The sequence below is a fragment of the Lactobacillus sp. JM1 genome, assembly GCF_009834385.1.
Lineage (GTDB): Bacteria > Bacillota > Bacilli > Lactobacillales > Lactobacillaceae > Lactobacillus > Lactobacillus paragasseri.
In genome coordinates this window covers 342,893-364,916 of record NZ_CP044412.1, presented here as the reverse complement: position 1 = coordinate 364,916, position 22,024 = coordinate 342,893, and the positions used below count along the sequence as shown (strand labels likewise).

33 protein-coding genes are annotated in these 22,024 nt (G+C 35.6%); 3 read left to right on the top strand and 30 right to left on the bottom strand.

What is annotated here, in order from left to right:
- Positions 1–44 precede the first annotated feature (44 nt).
- Complete coding sequence (gene radA / locus F3I00_RS01785) at positions 45–1,424, bottom strand: DNA repair protein RadA (protein ID WP_020807202.1); 1,380 nt, start codon at positions 1,422–1,424, stop codon at positions 45–47.
- On the bottom strand, positions 1,424–1,975 hold the full coding sequence (locus F3I00_RS01780) for a dUTP diphosphatase (RefSeq protein ID WP_003649433.1): 552 nt from the start codon (positions 1,973–1,975) through the stop codon (positions 1,424–1,426). Before F3I00_RS01780 ends, radA begins: the two co-directional genes overlap by 1 nt.
- 194 nt (positions 1,976–2,169) lie before the next feature.
- On the opposite strand from F3I00_RS01780, the gene pepC reads away from it, so the two are divergent.
- Complete coding sequence (pepC, locus tag F3I00_RS01775) at positions 2,170–3,519, top strand: aminopeptidase C (RefSeq protein ID WP_020807204.1); 1,350 nt, start codon at positions 2,170–2,172, stop codon at positions 3,517–3,519.
- Between the two features lie 66 nt (positions 3,520–3,585).
- Here pepC and F3I00_RS01770 read toward each other — a convergent pair whose 3' ends face one another.
- From F3I00_RS01770 to F3I00_RS01750, 5 genes are all read right to left on the bottom strand, one after another.
- Positions 3,586–4,521 (bottom strand): AAA family ATPase, encoded by a 936-nt coding sequence (locus F3I00_RS01770; RefSeq protein ID WP_003649435.1) that lies wholly within the window; start codon positions 4,519–4,521, stop codon positions 3,586–3,588.
- A gap of 109 nt (positions 4,522–4,630) precedes the next feature.
- On the bottom strand, positions 4,631–5,308 hold the full coding sequence (locus tag F3I00_RS01765; protein WP_065169772.1) for a 2,3-diphosphoglycerate-dependent phosphoglycerate mutase: 678 nt from the start codon (positions 5,306–5,308) through the stop codon (positions 4,631–4,633).
- An 18-nt stretch (positions 5,309–5,326) separates the two neighbouring features.
- Positions 5,327–5,512 carry a hypothetical protein gene (locus F3I00_RS01760; RefSeq protein ID WP_020807207.1) on the bottom strand — a complete coding sequence of 62 codons (186 nt, stop codon included), beginning with the start codon at positions 5,510–5,512 and terminating at the stop codon, positions 5,327–5,329.
- A gap of 1 nt (position 5,513) precedes the next feature.
- Positions 5,514–5,771: a hypothetical protein gene (locus F3I00_RS01755; RefSeq protein ID WP_020807208.1), complete on the bottom strand. Its 258-nt coding sequence runs from the start codon at positions 5,769–5,771 to the stop codon at positions 5,514–5,516.
- Between the two features lie 65 nt (positions 5,772–5,836).
- Complete coding sequence (locus tag F3I00_RS01750) at positions 5,837–6,721, bottom strand: cation diffusion facilitator family transporter (protein WP_003649439.1); 885 nt, start codon at positions 6,719–6,721, stop codon at positions 5,837–5,839.
- A 97-nt stretch (positions 6,722–6,818) separates the two neighbouring features.
- Here F3I00_RS01750 and F3I00_RS01745 point away from each other — a divergent pair, with 97 nt between their 5' ends.
- Positions 6,819–7,142 (top strand): helix-turn-helix transcriptional regulator, encoded by a 324-nt coding sequence (locus F3I00_RS01745; protein WP_020807210.1) that lies wholly within the window; start codon positions 6,819–6,821, stop codon positions 7,140–7,142.
- A 26-nt stretch (positions 7,143–7,168) separates the two neighbouring features.
- Here the strand turns inward: F3I00_RS01745 and F3I00_RS01740 are convergent, their stop codons facing one another.
- Positions 7,169–7,858, bottom strand: a complete 690-nt coding sequence (locus F3I00_RS01740; RefSeq protein ID WP_020807211.1) for a histidine phosphatase family protein — start codon at positions 7,856–7,858, stop codon at positions 7,169–7,171.
- Positions 7,859–8,133: 275 nt separating this feature from the next.
- On the opposite strand from F3I00_RS01740, the gene F3I00_RS01735 reads away from it, so the two are divergent.
- The gene (locus tag F3I00_RS01735) at positions 8,134–8,718 is read left to right on the top strand and encodes a DJ-1 family glyoxalase III (protein WP_020807212.1); all 585 of its coding nucleotides are present in this window, start codon (positions 8,134–8,136) and stop codon (positions 8,716–8,718) included.
- A 252-nt stretch (positions 8,719–8,970) separates the two neighbouring features.
- Here F3I00_RS01735 and F3I00_RS01730 read toward each other — a convergent pair whose 3' ends face one another.
- The 22 genes from F3I00_RS01730 to rpsH all read right to left on the bottom strand — a co-directional run bounded on the left by F3I00_RS01730 (position 8,971) and on the right by rpsH (position 22,005).
- A complete protein-coding gene (locus tag F3I00_RS01730; protein WP_003649443.1) occupies positions 8,971–9,837 on the bottom strand; it encodes an NmrA family NAD(P)-binding protein in 867 nt (288 codons plus the stop codon).
- 102 nt (positions 9,838–9,939) lie between these two features.
- Positions 9,940–10,350 carry a hypothetical protein gene (locus F3I00_RS01725; RefSeq protein WP_020807213.1) on the bottom strand — a complete coding sequence of 137 codons (411 nt, stop codon included), beginning with the start codon at positions 10,348–10,350 and terminating at the stop codon, positions 9,940–9,942.
- Positions 10,351–10,473: 123 nt separating this feature from the next.
- A complete protein-coding gene (rpsI, locus tag F3I00_RS01720; protein ID WP_003647805.1) occupies positions 10,474–10,869 on the bottom strand; it encodes a 30S ribosomal protein S9 in 396 nt (131 codons plus the stop codon).
- A gap of 13 nt (positions 10,870–10,882) precedes the next feature.
- Positions 10,883–11,326, bottom strand: coding sequence for a 50S ribosomal protein L13 (rplM, locus tag F3I00_RS01715; RefSeq protein WP_003647806.1), 444 nt, complete (start codon positions 11,324–11,326; stop codon positions 10,883–10,885).
- Positions 11,327–11,428: 102 nt separating this feature from the next.
- The gene (truA, locus tag F3I00_RS01710; protein WP_020807214.1) at positions 11,429–12,220 is read right to left on the bottom strand and encodes a tRNA pseudouridine(38-40) synthase TruA; all 792 of its coding nucleotides are present in this window, start codon (positions 12,218–12,220) and stop codon (positions 11,429–11,431) included.
- A gap of 3 nt (positions 12,221–12,223) precedes the next feature.
- Positions 12,224–13,021 (bottom strand): energy-coupling factor transporter transmembrane protein EcfT, encoded by a 798-nt coding sequence (locus F3I00_RS01705; RefSeq protein WP_020807215.1) that lies wholly within the window; start codon positions 13,019–13,021, stop codon positions 12,224–12,226.
- Entirely contained in the window at positions 13,018–13,884 is an 867-nt protein-coding gene (locus F3I00_RS01700) for an energy-coupling factor transporter ATPase (RefSeq protein ID WP_020807216.1), read from the bottom strand. The genes F3I00_RS01705 and F3I00_RS01700 overlap by 4 nt, the downstream gene beginning before the upstream one ends.
- Positions 13,860–14,708: an energy-coupling factor transporter ATPase gene (locus F3I00_RS01695; protein WP_020807217.1), complete on the bottom strand. Its 849-nt coding sequence runs from the start codon at positions 14,706–14,708 to the stop codon at positions 13,860–13,862. Before F3I00_RS01695 ends, F3I00_RS01700 begins: the two co-directional genes overlap by 25 nt.
- A gap of 179 nt (positions 14,709–14,887) precedes the next feature.
- Positions 14,888–15,271, bottom strand: a complete 384-nt coding sequence (rplQ, locus tag F3I00_RS01690; protein WP_003649454.1) for a 50S ribosomal protein L17 — start codon at positions 15,269–15,271, stop codon at positions 14,888–14,890.
- A gap of 26 nt (positions 15,272–15,297) precedes the next feature.
- Positions 15,298–16,236, bottom strand: coding sequence for a DNA-directed RNA polymerase subunit alpha (locus F3I00_RS01685; protein ID WP_003649455.1), 939 nt, complete (start codon positions 16,234–16,236; stop codon positions 15,298–15,300).
- Between the two features lie 45 nt (positions 16,237–16,281).
- Positions 16,282–16,671 (bottom strand): 30S ribosomal protein S11, encoded by a 390-nt coding sequence (gene rpsK / locus F3I00_RS01680; RefSeq protein ID WP_003647813.1) that lies wholly within the window; start codon positions 16,669–16,671, stop codon positions 16,282–16,284.
- Positions 16,672–16,695: 24 nt separating this feature from the next.
- Positions 16,696–17,043 carry a 30S ribosomal protein S13 gene (gene rpsM / locus F3I00_RS01675; RefSeq protein WP_003649457.1) on the bottom strand — a complete coding sequence of 116 codons (348 nt, stop codon included), beginning with the start codon at positions 17,041–17,043 and terminating at the stop codon, positions 16,696–16,698.
- A gap of 33 nt (positions 17,044–17,076) precedes the next feature.
- Positions 17,077–17,193, bottom strand: a complete 117-nt coding sequence (gene rpmJ, locus F3I00_RS01670; RefSeq protein ID WP_003647815.1) for a 50S ribosomal protein L36 — start codon at positions 17,191–17,193, stop codon at positions 17,077–17,079.
- 14 nt (positions 17,194–17,207) lie between these two features.
- Positions 17,208–17,429, bottom strand: coding sequence for a translation initiation factor IF-1 (gene infA, locus F3I00_RS01665; RefSeq protein ID WP_003647816.1), 222 nt, complete (start codon positions 17,427–17,429; stop codon positions 17,208–17,210).
- 72 nt (positions 17,430–17,501) lie between these two features.
- Positions 17,502–18,155 carry an adenylate kinase gene (locus F3I00_RS01660; protein WP_003647817.1) on the bottom strand — a complete coding sequence of 218 codons (654 nt, stop codon included), beginning with the start codon at positions 18,153–18,155 and terminating at the stop codon, positions 17,502–17,504.
- A gap of 11 nt (positions 18,156–18,166) precedes the next feature.
- Complete coding sequence (gene secY / locus F3I00_RS01655; RefSeq protein ID WP_020807218.1) at positions 18,167–19,462, bottom strand: preprotein translocase subunit SecY; 1,296 nt, start codon at positions 19,460–19,462, stop codon at positions 18,167–18,169.
- On the bottom strand, positions 19,462–19,902 hold the full coding sequence (gene rplO / locus F3I00_RS01650; protein WP_003649460.1) for a 50S ribosomal protein L15: 441 nt from the start codon (positions 19,900–19,902) through the stop codon (positions 19,462–19,464). The genes secY and rplO overlap by 1 nt, the downstream gene beginning before the upstream one ends.
- Before the next feature lie 25 nt (positions 19,903–19,927).
- Positions 19,928–20,113, bottom strand: coding sequence for a 50S ribosomal protein L30 (rpmD, locus tag F3I00_RS01645; RefSeq protein WP_024273012.1), 186 nt, complete (start codon positions 20,111–20,113; stop codon positions 19,928–19,930).
- Positions 20,114–20,122: 9 nt separating this feature from the next.
- The gene (rpsE, locus tag F3I00_RS01640; RefSeq protein ID WP_003647820.1) at positions 20,123–20,647 is read right to left on the bottom strand and encodes a 30S ribosomal protein S5; all 525 of its coding nucleotides are present in this window, start codon (positions 20,645–20,647) and stop codon (positions 20,123–20,125) included.
- 17 nt (positions 20,648–20,664) lie between these two features.
- Positions 20,665–21,024: a 50S ribosomal protein L18 gene (rplR, locus tag F3I00_RS01635; protein ID WP_003647821.1), complete on the bottom strand. Its 360-nt coding sequence runs from the start codon at positions 21,022–21,024 to the stop codon at positions 20,665–20,667.
- Between the two features lie 27 nt (positions 21,025–21,051).
- A complete protein-coding gene (gene rplF / locus F3I00_RS01630) occupies positions 21,052–21,582 on the bottom strand; it encodes a 50S ribosomal protein L6 (RefSeq protein ID WP_003649461.1) in 531 nt (176 codons plus the stop codon).
- Between the two features lie 24 nt (positions 21,583–21,606).
- Complete coding sequence (gene rpsH / locus F3I00_RS01625) at positions 21,607–22,005, bottom strand: 30S ribosomal protein S8 (protein ID WP_003647823.1); 399 nt, start codon at positions 22,003–22,005, stop codon at positions 21,607–21,609.
- Positions 22,006–22,024: the final 19 nt, after the last annotated feature.

Sequence of the window (22,024 nt, the reverse complement as noted above, 5' to 3'; positions counted from 1 at the left end):
CCATTTAAGTGTAACTTTTAACGAGCAAAAGTTCAATCTCTCTTCTAATTAAAAACCAGTTTTAAAGCTTGCGGCAAACTTGCTACACCAATTACTTCAATCTCAGAATTATTCTTAAGCTCAGTAGTTAAATTATGTTTTGGAATAAAAATTCGCTTAAAGCCTACTTTAGCAGCTTCTTTAACTCTAGCTTCAATTTGATTAACTCTTCTAATTTCACCGGTTAAGCCAGCTTCGCCTACAAAACAATCAGTAGAAGAAATTTCTTTATTTTTATAACTAGAAGCTACAGCCATACAAATTGCCAAGTCAATCGCTGGCTCATTTAATTTAATTCCACCTGTTGCCGTTAAAAATGCATCTTGATTTTGTAACATTAAGTTACCACGTTTTTCTAAAACCGCTAATAATAAGGCTACACGATTGAAATCTAACCCCGACGTAGTTCTTTTAGCATAGCCAAAGGCAGTTGGAGTTACCAAAGCTTGAATATCGGCTAGAAGTGGCCTTGTTCCTTCAAGCGAAACGACAACTGCTGAACCTGTAGAATTTGGTAAACGTTCGTCTAAGAAAATCGCTGAAGGATTATTTACTTCTGTTAGTCCTTCATTTTTCATTTCAAACATACCAATCTCATTAGCTGCACCAAAACGATTTTTGACAGACCTTAAAATTCGATATGAATGGTGGCCATCCCCTTCAAAGTAAAGGACAGTATCAACCATATGTTCCATAATCTTAGGGCCAGCAATTGCACCTTCTTTAGTCACATGTCCAATAACAAAAGTAGTAATCTGATCATTCTTGGCAATCTTCATTAACTCACTCGTAACTTCTCGAACTTGAGAAGCTGATCCAACCATCGAATCAAGAGATGGCTCATTCATTGTTTGGATAGAGTCGATTACCAAAAAATCCGGCTTAATTTCATCAATCTGTTCACGAATATTCTGCATATTGGTTTCAGGATAAAGCAAAATTCCGCTGTTGCTTACACCTAAACGATCAGCTCGCATCTTTATCTGACTAGCCGACTCTTCTCCTGAAACATATAAAACACTATGCTCTTTAGCTAAAGCACCGGTAATTTGAAGCATCAAAGTTGACTTACCAATTCCAGGATCTCCACCAATTAAAACTAAAGAACCCGGAACTATTCCGCCTCCTAGAACTCGATTTAGTTCTTCAAAAGGAGTTACAATTCTTTTTTCTTTTTCAGCTTTTACTTCATTTAATTTTACTGGATCATTATTTCCAATTTTAGTCATTAAGCGACTAGCAGTTGCCTTGGTTGATACTTTTTTTACTTCTTGCGTTTCTTCTTCAAATTGATTCCAGGCACCGCAATTAGGGCATCTACCTAAATAAGAAGCTGAAATATAACCACAATTACGGCACTTATAACGTGTTTTAACTTTTGCCATTATTCTTCATTCCTTGTTCCTGAAGAGCCAAATCCACCAAGACGTTGTCTTTGAACTGGTTCATCATTATCAGCTTTCAGATAAGGCATAAAAATTCCTTGACCGATTCGTTCGCCTTTCTTAATTTTTAGTGGACGAACTCCGTAATTAATCATCTGAAAGTAAATCTCACCTTCATTTTTTTCATTATTATAATAGTCACTATCAATTACTCCAATTCCATTCGGCAAGGTAACATTACGCTTATAAGTGTTCGACGAGCGATTGGCAAGAATCAAAACTTCATCTTCTGGCATATAGGCTTTAATTCCCGTTGGTACTAGAAAAGGCTTTAAAACTTTTTCTGCTAATTCAAGGTCTCGTTCATTCAGCTCATGGCTATTTCTAATTAATCTGAAAATTCTAACAAAATTCATACACCAAATTGATGGTAAAACTATATCTTGCGCACATTCAAAATCATAACCTGCACTGGCAATTGTTTGTCTTTGCGGCAAGTGCAAGCCTGCATTACGATATTTAGATACTATTTCAAAACCACGTTTTTTCATTATTTTCCCCTCTTTTTCCTAGACCTATATTTTACGTTAATTCTCGTAAGATGTCCCTGATTATATATACGAAAAAAATCATTTATTTTTTTAATAAATTTTATGAGTCAATATTCTTTTTCTCAATCACTAGACGTTTATCTTTAATTTAAGCTAAAATATACTTAAGCTTTTTTTAATTAAGGAGGAAGACTATGAGCAAGGAAATCACAAACGATCTTATTAATGACTTTGAAAATGACTTTAACTCAAGTAAAGCTAACAAAATTGCAGCTCGTGCTGCTCAAGAAAACGGTATTTTCAAGGCTAGTCAAAATTTACAAACTAAGATTGATTTAGATCCAACTTTTTCAATCGAAATTGATACTGGTAAAGTTGCTAACCAAAAACAATCTGGCCGTTGCTGGATGTTCAGTGCTTTAAACACTATGCGTCATTCAATTCAAAAGAACTTCAAAATTAAAGATTTTGAATTATCTCAAAACTACACTAACTTCTGGGATAAATTTGAAAAATCAAACTGGTTCTTTGAAAATGTAATCGCTACTGCTGACAAGGACTTAGGCGATCGTAAAGTTGCTTTTCTATTTGCTACTCCGCAACAAGATGGTGGTCAATGGGATATGCTTTGCGGAATTATTGAAAAATACGGTATTGTTCCTAAGAAAGTTTACCCAGAAACAGCTAATGCAACTAACTCTAGTGCATTAAACGATACCTTGAATACTTTACTTAGAAAAGATGGTCTTGAATTACGTAAGATGGTTCAAGCTGGTAAGAGTGAAGCGAAAGTTCAAGAACGCAAGAATGAAATGCTTCGCGAAGTTTACCGTATTTTAGCAATTTCTCTTGGTGTTCCACCTAAGCAATTTGATTTTGAATATAAAGATGATGATGGTAATTACCACAGAGATGCTGACTTGAGTCCACAAGACTTCTTCAAGAAATATGTTAACTGGGACTTGAGCGAATACATTTCCACAATTAATGCACCAACTAAAGATAAGCCTTTCCATAAGGTATTTTCTGTTGAATACTTAGGAAATGTTGAAGGCGGTCGTCAAGTTCGTCACTTGAATTTACCAGTTGATGAAATGAAGGACTTAATTATCAAACAACTTAAAAATGGTGAAGTTGTTTGGTTTGGTTCAAATGTTGTTAAGGACTCTGAACGCCAAGCCGGTTTACTAGACACCGAATTATACAAGCGTGATGATTTATTTGATGTTAACTTTGATATGTCAAAAGCTGATATGCTTGATTCAGGGGAAAGCATGATGGATCACGCCATGGTTATTACTGGTGTTGACTTAGTAGATGGCAAACCTACTAAGTGGAAGATTGAAAATTCTTGGGGCGAAAAAACAGGATTTAAAGGTTACTTTGTCATGAGTGATAAATGGTTTGATAAATTTGTTTACCAAGCAGTTATCAACAAGAAATACCTTAGCGACGACTTAAAGAAGGCATTTGATGAAGGAAGCAAAGCCCCAATTCAATTACTTCCTTGGGATCCAATGGGCGCTTTAGCTAAAAACTATTAATTTTAACTCTTAAAACAAGCAAAAAACACTTCAACTGTTAAAAATACAGTTTGAAGTGTTTTCTTTTTACCAAATATGTAGCAAGCGAGTAGGGTCAATCTTACTTAAATTGAACTGATGAACATGTTGATGTTCATTTTCTGGAAATTCTTTTACAAAATCAGCTACATTATATAGCCCAGTCGAGTAAGACCAAACTCCTTTTACTTTTCGAATAGGATCTAACATTTCATTTCGAATTGGATAAGCAGAAATTAAGAAATGCTTGTGGTGGAACTTAAATACAAAATATGGAAGTCTAAATTGTTCAATTACCTCATCCTGAGTCTTAGCTAAGGTTATAACATTTCGATAAGTTCCATATTTTCTAGTAAATTCATCATTAAAAGAAAAATAAAAATTAGAAATATGAACATGTGGAAAATCTTCTGGCTTAACCTTATCTGGTATACAAACCACATGTGAATAATGATCTAGGTTCTTTTCCCTTTGGCTCAAAGCTCTTTCCATCCCATTGGGTAAAATCGAATAGGCCCAAGATGGTACTTCTGGATTTGCTTCATATTGTTCATACATCATCTTAATTACATCAGGTTTAACCCAGTCATAGTGCATTCTAGTTTGATTTCTGCGTAGTAAGCTTTCTAAGCTATTATTTTGCATTAAATCAACTACAAATAGTTCGTAGCGATATTTTTCAACCCAAGGACGAAAATGTTCAATTTTATCAGGTGTGATATGTGTGCCATCGACAATGACAGTTTCGCCGTAGGCCATTTTATGCTGGACCAAATTATCAACCATTTGCTCTGTACGCACAGTTACATGACGAGGAATAACTTGGTGCAAATGATCAGTACTTTCTTCATAATAGACCGTCAAATCCGCCAAGAGCAGCCTAATTTCATCACGAGAAATAGCGTAAGGCTGCAAGTGGTGACGAGCAATGAAGGAAGATTTACCTGATCCTGGTGCTCCTCTTAATAAAAATATTTTACGCATTATTTTCTCCTACTCTACAAGAATTTGTTCAAATATACTCGTAAAAAATTTTACCATAAAACCACCTATACAAACTATTAAAAAAGGAGCAGACCGAAAGTCTGCTCGCTTAGTGTAAAATTTCTTTTTTAATAATATGCAAGTCAGAATCAAAAGTATAAACAATTGGTTCTGCATTTGGAACTTCAACCTTCACAATATCCTCATTGCTGATACCCTCAATTTTTTTAATAAGAGCGCGCAAGCTTGAGCCATGAGCTACAATCAATTGATCATGGCCGGACATTAATTCAGGTGCAATATGATCCCAAAAATATGGCATCAATCGTTCTTGAGTTTGATGCAAACTTTCTCCCTGCGGCATTAAGCGCATATCATACTTTTGATATCTGCGGTCTTGAACGGGCTGAGTTAAAAGCGGTGGTACACTATCAAACCCACGTCTCCACTTTAATACTTGTTCTTTACCAAAGATCTTCTTTGAAACATGTTTATTAATACCTCTCAAAGCTCCATAGTGTCTTTCATTTAAGCGCCAAGTTTTAGTAATTGGTAAATAGAGAAAACTACAAACATCCGCAATTATATTTGCAGTCATAATTGCACGCGACAAAACGGAAGTATGAATATGAGTTGGCACAAAGTCAGGAATTTTTGCTACTTTGAGCCCCGCATCTTTTGCTTGTTCAATTCCTTTTTTACTCAATGGCACATCATTCCAGCCAGTATAAACATTGTCCCGATTTGCTATACTCTCGCCGTGTCGAACTAAAACCAACTTAACCAAAATTCTTACCACCTAATCCTAATGCATAAACAGCATAATAATTCCGCCAATTGTAAAAATTGTCCCTAAAATTGCAAAAGAAATAGCGTCTGCTTTACTACCTCTTTTAGTTATCTTCTTTTCTTGATAACGATTATAAGCATAATATAAGTCCCATAAACCAACTACCAAGACAATTAATGCTACCCAAATATTTACTTTCATATTATTTATCGTCCTTATGTACGCTAGTTCCGTTTACCCACTGATCAAGATCTCTAACACCTTTTTTAAAAGCTTTAACAGAATTTTGATAAACTTTTCCACCATTTTTCTTCAAATAGTCGCCCGCTTGTTGTCCTTTTTCTGTCACATGATCTTTAATGTCAGGCCAATCGTTTTCAGCGAAATCTTTAAATTGATCACTAGCTTTTTGTTGATAATTTTTTAGGCTTGCTTTTAAGTCATCTGTATCGAACTTCATTTTTTTCTCCCTAAAAATAAAAGGCTTTGCACCTATTTTACCAAATAGCAGCAAAACCAGAATAACTAATCTTCTTTATCTGCAAAAATCATCTTATCATCAATTCCGCGCGTGCATTCTGCTTGCAATGTTACATGATTAATTCCAAGAGATTTTAACTTTTTTGCAATTTCTGTATAGATTTTTTCTAGCTGAACAGCATCTAAGTTCTTATCCACATTAATGTGAGCATCTAGCATTGTCACATTATCTGAATATTGCCAGACATGGACATGGTGAATATTATTCACATGTGGACAAGACAAGACTAACTCATTTACCTTGTTCAAATCGATACTTGGGTTTGTCTCCATCAAAATATTAGCTGCCTTAATTGTTACTTCATATGCTTCTTTGAGTAAAAATACCGAAGCAGCGATTGTTAATACTGGATCAATCCAATAAATTTTCCAGATCGAAATAACAATTGCACCTAAAACTACCGCTACACTCGTAATTGCATCAGAGAGCATATTTAAGAAGGTAGCTTTAGCATTAAGACTAGTCTTAGCCTCTTTCATAACTACAAACATCGAAATGACATTTGCGGCTAGACCGATTAAAGAAACAATCAACATAATTGTCCCTCTAATCGGTTCTGGATGGCTGAAGCGTTGAATCCCTTCAATAAATAAATAGATACTAATTACAATTAAAATAATTCCATTAGTAAAAGCTGCTAAAATTTCGGCCCGATCATAACCAAAGGTTTTGCTAGTATTTCTTTTTCTTTTAGAAATTAAATTAGCTACAAAAGCTAAGACTATCGAACCAACATCACTTAAGTTATGCACAGCATCAGATAGCAAAGCTAACGAGCCAGAAATTGCCCCACCAATAAATTCAGCAATTGTAATAATAATATTTAATAGTGTTACCCAAAAATAGCGTAATGATGATTTATCTTTCATGTTTTTTCTCCATAAATATATCGAATCTGGTATACTTATATGCAGAAAGTATAATATTCCATTTTCGATATATTGTCAATAAGGTTTGGTGATCATAATGAGTTTAAACACATCCCTAGTTAACGAAGCAGCTAAGATATACAAGGTTTTGAGTAATAGCAGACGAATTTCAATTTTATTTTTCTTACGCAATTCTTCTAAAGAAGTCGATGTTTCAACAATTGCAACTACACTTGAATTGTCTCAACCCGTCGTGTCAAAACAATTAGGAATTTTAGAAAAGTACAACCTAGTTAAACATCATAAGCATGGGACACACGTTTTTTACTTTTTAAATGATCCTGATGTCTTATCAATGATCGACGCAATGATTGAGCATGTTGAACATACCGCTAAAGAACATCCCTCTAACCTATACTAAAAAAGATGCAACAAAGTAGTTACATCTTATAAATTTGGAATATCAGTATTTTTTACACCATAATTAATAATTCTAAATTTTCCATTATCGTCAATAATTCCTCGAGTAACGCTTCCGTTATCAGGAAATGGAATATCATGGTCACCACTTGCTTGATCCCAATATTTAATACCTAAAGTCTTGATAAAGTCACCATGAGATACTACTAATACTCTTCCTAATCCTTTAGTTTCTTGTGCTAATTGACTAATTGCTTGATCCATGCGATTATCTAGTGCCTCGGCGTCTTCAGCTAAGTGACGGGGATCAGCCTTTTTAGTAGCTTCGCGAAAATCATGAATACCAAGTGTCTGAATAATTTTTACCACATCACTCGTTGGTTTCATGCCACCAGCTTTCGCAACTTTTCTCCAAGTTTCATCAATATCGTCGCCTTCAAAAGTTCCAAAAAATACCTCGCGAAAGGCTGGAAGCTTTCTTATTTTGCCAATTTCTGAAACTTCATTTGTATCTGCAATTAAGTGAACCGTATCAATGGCTCGCTTCAAGTCAGAACTGTACATTTTATCAAAGTGAACCTGAGATAAATTAGCAGCAGTTACTTTTAAATCATTAATTCCTTTTACAGTCAATGGAGAATCAGCCCAACCTTGAACTTTATTCAACTGATTAAACATCGTTTCTCCATGTCTTACTAAATAAACTTCAGTAGCCATTTTTTACCCTCTTTCCTTAAATTGTTTCACAAATTTTATTACAATTATCTCAATGTTAACAGAATATTGCGTTATTTCAAGTATTTTTAAAATCGATACTATATTTAGTGTTTCACATATTTTCTACTACAAGATCCTCACCCATTCTTTCATTTTCCTCTCTATATTTATATACGCAATTTTTAGTTATTTTTTTCAATCTTCAAATAAAAAAAGATAAAGTCATTGCGTTAAAATAAGAATGTATAGTAATTACTAAAAAGGAGGACTTTTTTATGACAAAAGTAGCTGTTGTCTTTGCAGACGGTTGTGAAGAAGTTGAAGGCTTAAGTGTCGTTGATGTCTTACGTCGTTTAAATATTGACTGCGACATGGTCGGACTAGATAAAAAAGAAATTGATGGTGATCATCATATCTTACTTACCTGTGATAAGGTTGTGGATGACTCACTTCTTGATTATGATCTTGTTGCCTTCCCTGGTGGCAGAACTGGCGCTTTGAATTTAAGAAATAATAAAAAGCTTGCAGACTTGATGATTCAAAGAAATAAAGCAGGTAAGTGGGATGCCGCAATGTGTGCAGCTCCAATCGCTTTAGGGCACTACGGTTTACTTGAAGGTGCTAACTATACTTGTTATCCAGGCTTTGAAAAACAAATCGAAGAAGAATGTCCAAATGGTCACTTTAGCACTGACATCACTGTTGTTGACCAAGAACATAAAATTATCACTAGTCGTGGTCCAGCTACTGCTTGGGCATATGCTTACACTATCGCTCGGACACTCGGACATGATACCAGTGACTTAGAGAAAGGTATGCTTTACGACTACTTGGCTAAGAATATTAATGCTAGTCTTTAATTAATAGACTTCACGAAAAAGAGATCAGATTTTAATGTCTGATCTCTTCTTTCGTATATAACAGTTAAAATAAGAAGTTGACTTTTACCCTCATCCCTAAGCTAAAAGTCTGTGTATTACTAGCATGCCTACGGTCTTACTCAGCTCTGCATCTACACTTTAATTACAATTAATTTTCTCTCAGCACTTACTACCTATAGTATAACATCTTTTATTTTAACTTGAAATATTATGTATTAATATAGAATTCTTTTATAAACGAGCTATCTGGTAGCCGTTTCGCAGAAAATGCTCCATCTCTTCTGGTTCACGTCCAGTTAAGCGATGAAAATCGTCTGATGTTGCGCTTAATAGGCCCTTTGCACCACCAGCATACATTGATGCTAATTCTTTTCCATCGCCTTCTTGGGCATAAATTTTAGCAAATTCAGTAATTGTGACTGGTGCATAACCAATTTTATGATCAGTAATTCGCGACATGATGTAGGACAATTCAACCATATTATAGTTTTTATCCATACTTAGTAAATAAGACTGACCTTGGTCACGCATTATAGACTGCATAGCTAGGCAGGCAATCGCATGTGCACTATCATTTCGAGTAATAAAAGAAAGTGGTTGTGCACCAACAGGATAAATAATGTTCTTACGCTTAATTAATTCTTCAAGATATGGAACTAAAGGATCAGCATAAAGACTATTTTTCACAATACTATACTCAACATTTGAGCTAGCTAATCGCCTTGGAACATAAGCATAAAATGGTGACATCACAAAAGGATTATTTTCTTGGTCCGCAAAAAAGCTGACAAAAATCAACTTTGCTTTTGCCTTTTTCACAGCTTGCAGTACATTTTCAAATTCTGTGATTCTTCTCTGCAAATCATAAGTAATACTAGGAATATAAATAACCAAATCAACGCCAGAAACTGCTTTTTCAAGTGTATCTAAATCAAAGTAATCTAGTTTAACCTTTTCAACATCTAAGTCGTCAAACTTATTCGCTTTTTTTAAATTGTGAATTCCAACTCGAATATTATTTTCGGGAGTCATAGTTCTAAGCCAACGAGTAACCTTTTCGCCTAAGTTACCTGTCGCTCCGGTAATTAAATATTTCATGTAAATAATATAGAACCTTTCTTAGGATTAACTTTTCTATATTATTATAGTTCAAAACTTTCACAATTTCTTAAGCGAAGTTTAAAAGTATAGTTCATTAGACTACTTTTTTCTCTCACTTTGCATATATTTTTCATGCAATTCCATTAATTTTGATCTTAACTCACTACTAAAAACAAATTCATTAATTGGTGGATGTCCCCAACGTGGATTACTGTGTAAAATTGACTCAATTCCAATAATTATGTCTAACGGTATAAATATTGTGGTTACTTTACCACTTCTTAACCCTAAAGTGCCATAATCGATATCATACCATATTAAAGTTAAACATTTACCTTTATCTGACAAATAAGGTTCATCAGCAAAACCTTCATAAGTCTTTCCACCTTTTATAGTCACTCGAGTCATTTGTCCCAAGCAACTATATTTACGATCCATTATCTCTTCAAAATTGAAAAATCTTGAAAAGAATACTTCACCATTAAATTTATATTTAGTGTATATAATCATTATTATTCCCTATTATTAGTTTTAACTCTCTAAAAACATAATATTTTTATATTGAATAATTACACCTGACAAAAAAAGACACCTCTTTCGAGATGTCTTTTCGATAAAAACGTAATATAAATATTAACGCTTTGAGAATTGTGAAGCTTTGCGGGCTTTCTTCAAACCTGGCTTCTTTCTTTCCTTCATTCTTGGGTCACGAGTTAACATGCCAGCCTTCTTAAGTGGACCACGGAAATCTGGGTCAACTTCAAGAAGTGCACGTGCAATACCTAAACGAATTGCACCAGCTTGTCCTGAGAAACCACCACCGTTAACATTAACTTCAACGTTGTATTGACCTTCAGTTTCAGTTAATGCTAATGGTTGCTTCATATCTTGAACCAAGTTAGGGTATGGAATGTACTTAGTTACGTCTTCTTTGTTAATGGTAATTTGACCGTTACCTGGTACTAAACGTACGCGGGCAACAGAATCTTTACGACGACCAGTTCCAGCGTAAGCTGCTTGTTGTGCCATTATTTAAAACCTCCTAGATTAATTCGTTGATGTCTAATTTTTCAGGCTTTTGTGCTGCGTGTTCGTGGTCTTCACCAGCGTAAACATGCATCTTCATGAATTCTTGGTGACCAAGAGTATTCTTTGGCAACATGCCCTTTACAGATAATTCAACTAATCTTACTGGGTTCTTAGCTAATAATTCACCGGCAGGAGTAGCTCTTAAACCACCACGGTAATCTGAGTGGTGGTAGTAGATCTTATCAGTTGCCTTTTTACCAGTCAACTTTAATTTACCTGCGTTAACAACAATAACATAATCACCAGTATCTACATTTGGTGTATATTGAGGCTTATTCTTACCTCTTAAAATTGATGCTACAGCAGTTGATAAACGACCAAGTGAAACATCAGTCGCATCGATAACATACCACTTACGTTTAATATCACTAGTTTTAGCTAATGGGGTAGTACGCACTTTAAATTCCTCCGTTTTTCTTCTGTTTGACAAACAATAAGTTTCCGGGGCCTATCGTGGACAAACATACGTATACTAATTTACGTCGTTTTGCTCAAAAAGTCAATCTTTTTTAAGGTCTAATCGATATTTTTTAGGAACTTCTTCATAAAAAACATGTTGCAAATATAATCCACTTGCTGGTGCTGTTGTTCTAACTTCTTGTCGATCTTTTGCTGCTAAAACTCTCGGTATATCATCAACTGGACGTTTTTTATTACCAATCTCCAGTAAAGTACCAACTAAAATTCTAACCATGTTATATAAAAATCCATTTCCAATAAAATCAAAAATAATTTTTTTATTATCTGGATCAGAAGTGATATTTACGTAATAAATTGTTCGTACCTTATCAACAATTTGTCCACCACTTGCTGCAAAACTAGTAAAATCATGTTTTCCGATCAAGTCTTTAGCAGCCCTTTGCATTAAATCAATATCTAATGGATATGGATAATGTCCCGTATAAAAACGGTTAAAAGGATCAGTAAAACGATGTTGATCTACAATATAGCGATACCATTTTCCTTTAGTAGAATATTGAACATGAAAATCTGAATTAACAATTTCACTATCAAAAAAAACTGTATCAATTGGCATTAATGCATTTAGAGCAAGCATCATATTTTTAGCTGGAATTTCTTTTCCTGGATAGTCAAAGTGGATAACTTGACCTTTAGCATGAACACCAGCATCAGTTCTTCCAGATCCATGCACCACTACCCGTTTTCCTTTAGTCATCTTTTTTAGTGCTTCTTCAATTACGCCTTGCACAGTCCGCTCATTAGGCTGAATTTGAAAGCCATGAAAAAGGTGTCCATCATATGCCATTGTCAACTTATATCTCGTAGTCATTATTTAATATGTCCTTGTAAGTAATAAAATCAGCGTCAAGAGGGCAAAATATCCCAGATTAATCCAATCATACTTTGACCATTTTAAAACACGATAGCGCGTCCTTTTTGCCCCTTCTCGATAGCCTCTAGCTTCCATTGCAGTAGCTAAATCAATTGCAATTGTTAAGGAACTAATGAATAAAGGAATTAAGATTGGAATAATTGCATGAATTCTTTTAATTAATCCACCACTATTAAAATCTGCTCCACGTGCCCTCTGAGCGTTCATAATTCTAACAGCCTGATCTAACAAAGTCGGTACAAAACGGAGTGCTATCGACATTACAAGTGCAATCTGGGCTACAGGAACTTTTAAGTAGCCAAGAGGTCTTAGAATCCATTCCATTCCATCTGCAATTTCTAATGAAGTTGTTGTCAGAGTGAGAACGGTAGAAATTAAAATAATCATTACAAAACGAATAAAAATAAAAATAGAGTTTTGAATGCCGTATTCACTAATATTAAAAATTCCCCAATGCCAATAAATTTTTCCACCAGTAGTAAAAAATAGCTGCAAAACTGATGTAAAAAGGATCAACCAAATTAAAGGCTTCACACCATCCCAAAATACTTTTGGTTTTAATTTAGTTGCTCCAACAGCAAGTAAAGTAAAAAAAGATAGAAAGAGATAGGATAACCAGTTATTAGCTAGGAAGATAATGACAATAAACAAAAAAGTAGCGATTATTTTTCCTCTTGGGTCCATCTTATAGACGACAGAATTCCCAGGAATATATCGACCGATAATAATTTTACTCATTCATTTCCTCCCTTCGCCTTTAAATCATTTGCAATTTTATTTACTAAAGAATCAATAGTTAAAGGCATTTCTGAAAATTGAAAGCCACCCTTTTCTAATTCTCTAGCAAATTTACTAGTAGCAGGCTCATCTAAAAAATGCTCCTTTACCCAGTTAGGATCAGAAAAAACTTCCTTTGGACTTGCATGCTTTATTAAACGACCATGTTCAAGAACCAGCATATCATCTGCATATTGACTGATATCATCCATATTATGCGAGATCAAAATGACAGTATGTCCTTCCTGTTGATAATTTTTAAATATATCAAACATTTGCTTCTGTCCTTCAGGATCTAAGCCAGCAGCTGGTTCATCCAAACATAAAATGTCTGGTTCATAAGCCATTACGCCAGCAATTGCTACTCGGCGCATCTGTCCACCAGAAAGTTCGAAGGGAGATTTATTCATAACTTGCTCAGATAAACCCACTTTTTCTATCCACTCAATAGCTTGTTCTTTAGCCTTTTGCTCCGAAAAGCCAAAATTAAGCGGTCCAAACATGACATCTTTAAGAACTGTTTCTTCAAACAATTGGCTTTCAGGAAACTGGAAAACTAAACCAACTTTTTTTCTAATTTCTTTTAAAGACTTGCTAGAAGTGTTAGAAGTTATAGTCTTATCAGCAATATTAACTGCTCCACTACTTGGCAATAATAAGCCATCAAAATGCTGCATTAAGGTAGATTTACCACTTCCCGTATGACCAGCAATTGCAACAAATGAGCCACTTTTTATTTTAAAAGATATATCAGCTAATCCTTGAGTCTGAAATGGAGTTTCTGGCGCATAAATATAATCTACATTTTTGAATTCAATTGACACAAATAGTTCACCAACTTTTCCTCAGTATTGACTTCTTGCGGGATACTTATTCCTTCATTTATTAGCTTATTTTTTATTTTATAAAATAAAGGAAGATCTAACCCCGCGCTTCTAATAAGAGAATCATCTTTAAATATATCTCCAGGCGAACCGCTAGCCAGCAAGCTGCCTTTATTTAAAACTAAAATCTGGTCTGCGTGCACCGCTTCATTAATATCATGCGTAATTGAAAATATTGTTAGCTCATTTTCTTTTTGTAATTTTTTTATAAGCCTAAGAATTTTTGACTTTCCTGCTGGGTCAAGCATACTCGTTGATTCATCTAGAATTATCAATTTCGGACCAATTGCTAAAATTCCTGCAATAGCAACTCTTTGCTTTTGACCACCAGAAAGATATTGGGGTTCACTTTCTTGAAAAGCTATCATTTCTACTTGATTAAGTACATCCTGAACAATGCTTTTCATTTTGGTACGAGGGACTTGACGGTTCTCTAAACCAAAAGCTACATCATCTTCAACCGTAGCTCCCACAAACTGATTATCAGGATTTTGAAATACAATTCCCACACGATCTCTAATATCCCACATAGTTTTTTCAGTTAGAGTTATACCATCGATATTGATCAAAGTATTAGGATTATCATCTGGTAAAAGAATACCATTCAATAAACGAGCAATAGTTGATTTTCCACTTCCGTTATGACCAACCAAAGTGGTCCAAGTACCTTTAGGAATTGAAAAACTAACATCTTTTACTGCAGGTTCCTCACTGTCTTTATAAGTAAAAGAAAGATGCTCTACGGTTACTATATTGTCTTTCATAAATATCACTTGCTCTTCTTCAAATATGTCATTGTATCAATTATAAAAAAAGAGCAAAAAAAAATCATCCACAAAGAGGGATGATTTAACATCTAAGCTAGACTAGGCAAAAGCCACCATCATCACGCTTATTCTCGCTTTTGTGAAAGATTTATAAAATAATATTATATTTTGCGCAATTAAACTAATTCAATGATTACCATTGGAGCAGCATCACCCTTACGTGGGTTAGCTAACTTGTACATTCTAGTGTAACCACCATTACGGTCTTTGTAACGAGGTGCAATGTCACTGAAAAGTTTTTGAAGTGCTGATTTTACGACAACTGCATCTTTTTCTTCATGAATATCAGCAATTTCATTACGAACAAAAGCAGCAGCCTTTCTTCTAGCACTTAAATCACCGCGTTTACCTAAAGTAATCATCTTTTCGGTAGTTTTACGGATTTCTTTAGCACGGGTTTCAGTAGTAACAATGCGTTCGTTCATGATCAATTGGGTAGTCATTTCTCTAAGCATTGCTTTTCTATGTGCACTATCGCGACCTAATTTACGGTATGCCATGAGTTTTCCCTCCTTATTTTTCCAACTTAGTCATCTTGACGAAGTGATAGACCAAGTTCGGCAAGTTTATTCTTTACTTCTTCTAATGACTTACGTCCTAAGTTACGTACGCGCATCATATCTGCTTCAGATTTATCAGTTAATTCTTGAACAGTATTAATTCCTGCACGTTTCAAGCAGTTATATGAACGAACAGATAAGTCAAGCTCTTCGATCGTCATCTCAAGCTTCTTCTCATTCTTATCGTCCTCTTTTTCTACCATTACATCATCAAACTGCGCATCCATATCAGTAGACATAAATACTTTGAAGTGTTCTACAAGAATCTTCGCAGCGAAACTAAGGGCATCATTAGGTGTGATTGAACCATCAGTCCAAATTTCTAAAGTTAATTTGTCATAATCGTCTCTTTTACCAACACGAGCACTTTCAACTTGGTAGTTAACTTTTTTGATTGGTGAAAAGAGTGAATCAACGGGGATGACGCCAATAGGCATGTCATCAGTCTTGTTTTCACTTGCGGGAACATAACCACGACCATTCTTGATCGCAACGTTCATATGCAAATGGCCACCATCAGCAATACTACAAATATATTGATCTGGATTTAAGACCTCAATATCAGAGTCGACCTTTAAGTCAGCAGCAGTTACGATTGCTGGACCAGTTACATCGATTTCGGCAATTTTTTCTTCATCTGAGAGTGACTTTAACTCTAGTTTCTTCAAATTAAGAATAATTTTTGTGACGTCTTCTCTAACGCCAGGAATTGTTGAAAATTCATGTAACACACCATCAATCTGAATATAAGAAAGTGCCGTACCTGGAATAGAAGTAAGTAAAACTCGACGGAGTGAGTTACCTAAAGTAGTCCCGAAACCGCGTTCCAGTGGTTCGACAACAAACTTACCGTATGCCTCCTCTTGGTCTACTACGGTAATATTTGGTTTTTCAAATTCAATCATTACTGGGCCCCTTTCAAAACGTAATGTCCTGCACGCAGGAATAAACTAGACACGACGACGTTTTGGTGGTCTGGAACCGTTGTGCGGCACTGGAGTAACGTCGCGAATAGCAGTGATTTCAAGACCTGCAGCTTGAAGTGCTCTAATAGCAGCTTCACGACCTGCACCTGGTCCTTTAACTGAAACTTCAACATGCTTCATGCCTTGATCCATTGCAGACTTTGCAGCTGCTTCTGCGGCCATTTGAGCAGCAAATGGTGTAGACTTACGACTACCCTTGAAACCTAAAGCACCAGCGGAAGACCATGCGACTGCGTTACCTTGTACATCAGTAATCATGACCAAGGTATTGTTAAACGTAGAATGAATATGAGCAACGCCGCTTTCAACATGCTTCTTTACACGGCGTTTACGTGCTGTTTTCTTTGCAGCCATTAACTTAACCTCCTATTTAATAAATTATTTTCTCTTTGAACCCTTACGAGTACGAGCATTATTCTTGGTATTTTGTCCACGAACTGGCAATCCACGACGGTGACGAATACCACGGTATGAACCAATTTCAACTAAACGCTTAATGTTAAGACTAACTTCACGACGAAGGTCACCTTCAACACGGTACTTATCTACTTCGCTACGTAATTTTTCTTGATCTTCTGGGGTCAAGTCATTAGTACGAATATCTTCAGAAATACCAGCATCTTTACAAATCTTCTTTGCAGTTGATTCACCAATACCATAGATATAAGTTAATGCGACTACAACTCTTTTATTTCTGGGTAAGTCAACACCAGCAATACGTGCCATTAAATTGCACCTCCTAATAAAAATATATAACTATTAACCTTGACGTTGTTTGTGCTTAGGGTTTGCAGAGCAAATCACCATAACACGACCATGTCTTTTGATAATCTTGCAATGTTCACACATTGGTTTAACAGATGGTCTAACTTTCATGTTTGCCTCCGTAATTACTTAATAAAACGATACGTAATCCTACCCTTGGTTAAATCATATGGTGATAATTCAACTGTTACTCTATCACCAGGTAAAATTCTAATGTAGTGCATTCTAATTTTACCAGAAACGTGAGCTAAAATTGTTGCACCATTTTCTAATTCAACTTTAAACATAGCATTAGGTAAGGTATCAACTACCTTACCTTCAACTTCGATGACATCTTCTTTTGCCAAAATTGTTCCTCCACATGAACAAATAGTCACACTTAGGCATTATAACACGGAATGTAAAAAAACAATAAGAGACTAATCTTTACTTAAGATTTTGTCAATGTCTTCAAATACTTTTTCCGGAGTTTGTTCACCGTTAACAGTTGAAAGAATTCCTTTTTCTTCATAAAAATCACGAAGAGGAGTATTCATCTTCTTGTTAACTTCTAAGCGATTTTTAACAACTTCTGGCTTGTCATCCTCGCGTTGGAAAAATTCATGTCCTCCGCAACGATCACAAGTACCTTCTACTTTAGTTGGATTTGAAATCTTGTTGTAAGTTGCACCACAATTTTTACAAATGTAGCGTGCTGATAAGCGCTTGATTAAAACATCTTCATCAACATCAATTGCAATTACATTAGTTAACGGCTTTTCTAACCGTTTAGTTATACCTTCAAGAAGTTCAGCTTGAACAGTGGTTCTTGGAAATCCATCTAAGATGAATCCATTCTTAGTGTCAGGTTGCTTAAGACGTTCTTCAACTAACTTAGCAGTAACTTCGTCTGGCACTAAATCGCCTTTATCAATATAACTTTTAGCTTCTAAACCAACTGGAGTTTCATTAGCCATAGCTTCTCTGAACATATCACCTGTAGAAATATGTGCTAAGTGATATTTATCTACAATGCTTTCAGAAGCTGTTCCTTTGCCTGCACCAGGCAATCCTAAAAGAATTAAATTAATCATTTTTATCCTTACTATCTAATAAATCCAACGTATTCGCGCTTCATTAGTAGTCCATCAACTTGACGGGCTAACTCTAAAACAACACCAATAACGATTAAAAGACTTGTTCCGCCAAGTCCAATTGAACTTGGTAAACCAAAAATATTTGTAGCAAGCTGCGGCAACAAGGCAACAAGTCCTAAAAATACCGCACCTACTGTTGATAATCTAATTAAAATTTTAGATACATACTTTTGTGTATCTTTTCCTGGCCAAACGCTAGGAATGTAGGCTCCTTGCTTTTGCAAGTTCTCAGCCAACTTCTCTGGATTTACTTGAACAAAGGCATAGAAGAAAGTGAACAAAATAATCAAAAGTGTATAAATTAATGCACCTGGTGTAGTTTGTAAACTAAATATTTGATTACAAATCTTAAACCATTGTTCATTTCCATGAGATCTTTGAAAAGCCATCAAAATTGTAGCTGGTGTAATAATAAAGGAACTGGCAAAAATAACTGGAATAACTCCAGAAACGTTAACCTTTAAAGGTAGGAAACTTTCGGAGCCACTTGTTGCTGCCCTACGAGTATACTGGATAGGTACTCGCAAATCAGCCTGTTGAAACCATGTAACAAATTGAGTTACTAGTAAAATGGCAATAATGATCGCGATGAAGAACAAAATCCCCTGCCAACGATCGCTAGCACTATTATTAATAATGACATCTTTAAATAGTTGATAAATTCCATTAGGAAGACGGGCAATAATACCTGCAAAAATAATTACAGATACACCATTTCCTAAACCTTTATCAGTAATTTCATCACCCAGCCAGGTCAAAAGCATAGTCCCAGCCGTCATAATAATGGCAATCTCAATATAGGTTTGAGGAGTTTGCGTTTTAACTAAACCCATTTCGGTTAAAACGTTAAAGCCAAGAGTAATCCCAAGACTTTGAACAAAAGCAACTACTAAAGTAAGATAGCGTGTTACTTGGTTTGTCTTTCGTCTTCCAACTTCTCCTTGCTTTCCCCACTCAACTAACTTAGGAACAATATCCATTTGGAGTAATTGAATAACAATTTGAGCAGTAATATAAGGTGAAACACCTAGAGAAAAGATTGAATATGTATCTAATCCACCACCACTGACTGTATCCAACATTGGGACTAAACCAGTTTGTGCAACCCGTGTAATAGCTTTTGCATTAACTCCCGGAACTGTTATATTAGCTCCGATTCGATAAAGCAACAGGATAAAGAGTGTAAAAAAGATTTTAGATCTAATATCTTTATCCTTAAAGGCGTTCTTCAAGGTCGAGAACATTAGATCACCTCAACAGTTCCGCCAGCGGCTTCAACAGCTTTTTTAGCAGCTTCTGAGGCTTTGTTAACTTTTACAGTCAACTTAACCTTTAATTCACCGTTAGCTAACAACTTAACTCCTGCAAGTTCTTTTTTAACTAAACCTGATGATTTTAATGTATCGATAGTTACTTCGCTACCATCATCAAATCTATTTAAATCATTTAAATTAATAATAGCGTATTCTTTGCGGTTAACGTTCTTGAAACCACGCTTAGGCATTCTTCTGAATAATGGCATTTGACCACCTTCGAAACCTAAACGTGTTTTACCGCCAGTACGAGCTAATTGACCCTTTTGACCACGACCAGCAGTTTTACCGTAACCACTAGAAGTACCACGACCAACACGCTTTCTGTTGCGACGTGAACCTTCATTTGGTTTTAATTCATTAAGCTTCATTAATTGGCACCTCCTTGGATTCTAATTACTTATTAACCTCTTCAACTGAGATCAGGTGAGCAATCTTCAATAAAGCGCCACGAGTTGCAGCGTTGTCTGGAAGAACAACAGTGCTATTTACCTTACCAAGACCAAGAGCTTTAACAATCTTTCTTTGTTTTGGAAGACGGTGTGCGACGCTTTTAATTAAGGTAACTTTTAAATCCATTATTTAATCTCCTTAATCTTCTAAGCTTTTTGCTGACTCACGAAGTTTCAAAACGTCTTCACGAGTCTTTAACTTACTCAAACCGTCCATAGTAGCACGGATAACATTGATTGGTGTATTTGAACCAAGTGATTTAGAAGTAACATCTGAAATACCAGCTAAATCCATGATAATACGAACAGCACCACCAGCAGCAACACCAGAACCAGCTTCAGCAGGTTTCAACATAATGTTACCAGAACCGTAATGGCCCATAACTTCATGTGGAATAGTAGTACCAACAGTAGGTACCTTAATCATTCTCTTTTTACCAGCTTCAACAGCCTTGCGGATAGCTTCTGGGACTTCTTGAGCCTTACCAGTACCAAAACCTACATGACCTTTTCTATCGCCGACGATTACAACAGCAGCAAATCTCATGCGACGACCACCCTTAACAACCTTGGTGATCCGGTTAATTGCTACTAATTGATCTTCAATATCGTCTTTTTTACGATCTTTACGAGAATCTCTACGAGAATCGTTGCGGTTTGCCATTAGTTAATTCTCCTTTCCTAGAATTCTAATCCGTTTTCACGTGCTGCATCAGCAAGAGCTTGTACACGGCCGTGGTATAAGTAACCACTTCTATCAAATACAACACTCTTAATGTTCTTCTTAGCAGCAGTTTCAGCTAAAGCTTTACCTACTTCAGCAGCTTGTTCCATCTTAGAACCTTCAGCTGAAATATTTTTATCATTTGTTGAGGCACTTGCAAGCGTTACACCCTCTACATCATCAATTAATTGAGCGTAGATGTTTTTGTTTGAACGGAAAACACTTAAGCGTGGGCGCTCAGCAGTACCAGAAATCTTTCCACGAATACGTTTATGACGCTTTAAGCGTAATTTGTTTTTATCTGGTTTAGAAATCACAATTTCACCTCAAAAATTTTCTATTTATTATTTACCAGTCTTACCTTCCTTGCGACGTACATATTCGTCTTCGTAACGAATACCTTTACCCTTGTAAGGTTCTGGTGGACGAACATCACGAATTTCTGCCGCAAATTGACCTACAACTTGTTTTGAAATACCTTCAATTTCAATTGAAGTTGCTGATGGAGTTTTAACTGTAACACCTTCTGGTGCTTCAAATACAACTGGGTGAGAGTAACCAACATTTAAAGTTAATTTCTTACCTTGTGCAACTGCACGGTATCCAACACCAACTAAAGTTAACTTCTTAACATATCCATCAGTTACACCTTCAATCATGGAAGCAAGATTTGCTCTTTCAGTACCATGAAGAGCTTTATCAGCTTCATTTGAACGACTAAAATGAATTTCTCCATCTTTTTGTTCAAAGGTAATGCGTGGATCAAAGTATCTAGTAAGTTCACCTTTTGGTCCCTTAACAGTGATGTCGTCACCATTTTTGGTAACTGTGACCTTTTCAGGAACCTCGATGACCTTTAAACCAATTCGGCTCATTAATAGTTCTCCTTTCTGTCAAAATTACCAAACGTAAGCAATAACTTCGCCGCCGACGTTCTTTTCTCTAGCTTCTTTATCAGTAATCACACCTGCAGAAGTAGAAATGATAGCAATACCAAGACCATTAAGAACTTTTGGTAAGTTCTCTGCACTTACGTAGTTTCTTAAACCAGGCTTAGAAATACGCTTTAAACCTGAAATAACACGTTCATTATTAGGACCGTATTTCAAGAAGATCTTGATCATACCTTGTTTGTTGTCATCTTCAACTTGGTAATCGCGAATAAAGCCTTCGTTCTTTAAGATTTCACTAAGTGATTTCTTCATTGATGATGCAGGAATCTCAACAGAACTGTGTTTTGCCATGTTAGCATTTCTAATTCTAGTCAAGTAATCTGCAATTGGATCTGTCATGACCATTTAATTTGCCTCCTTTACC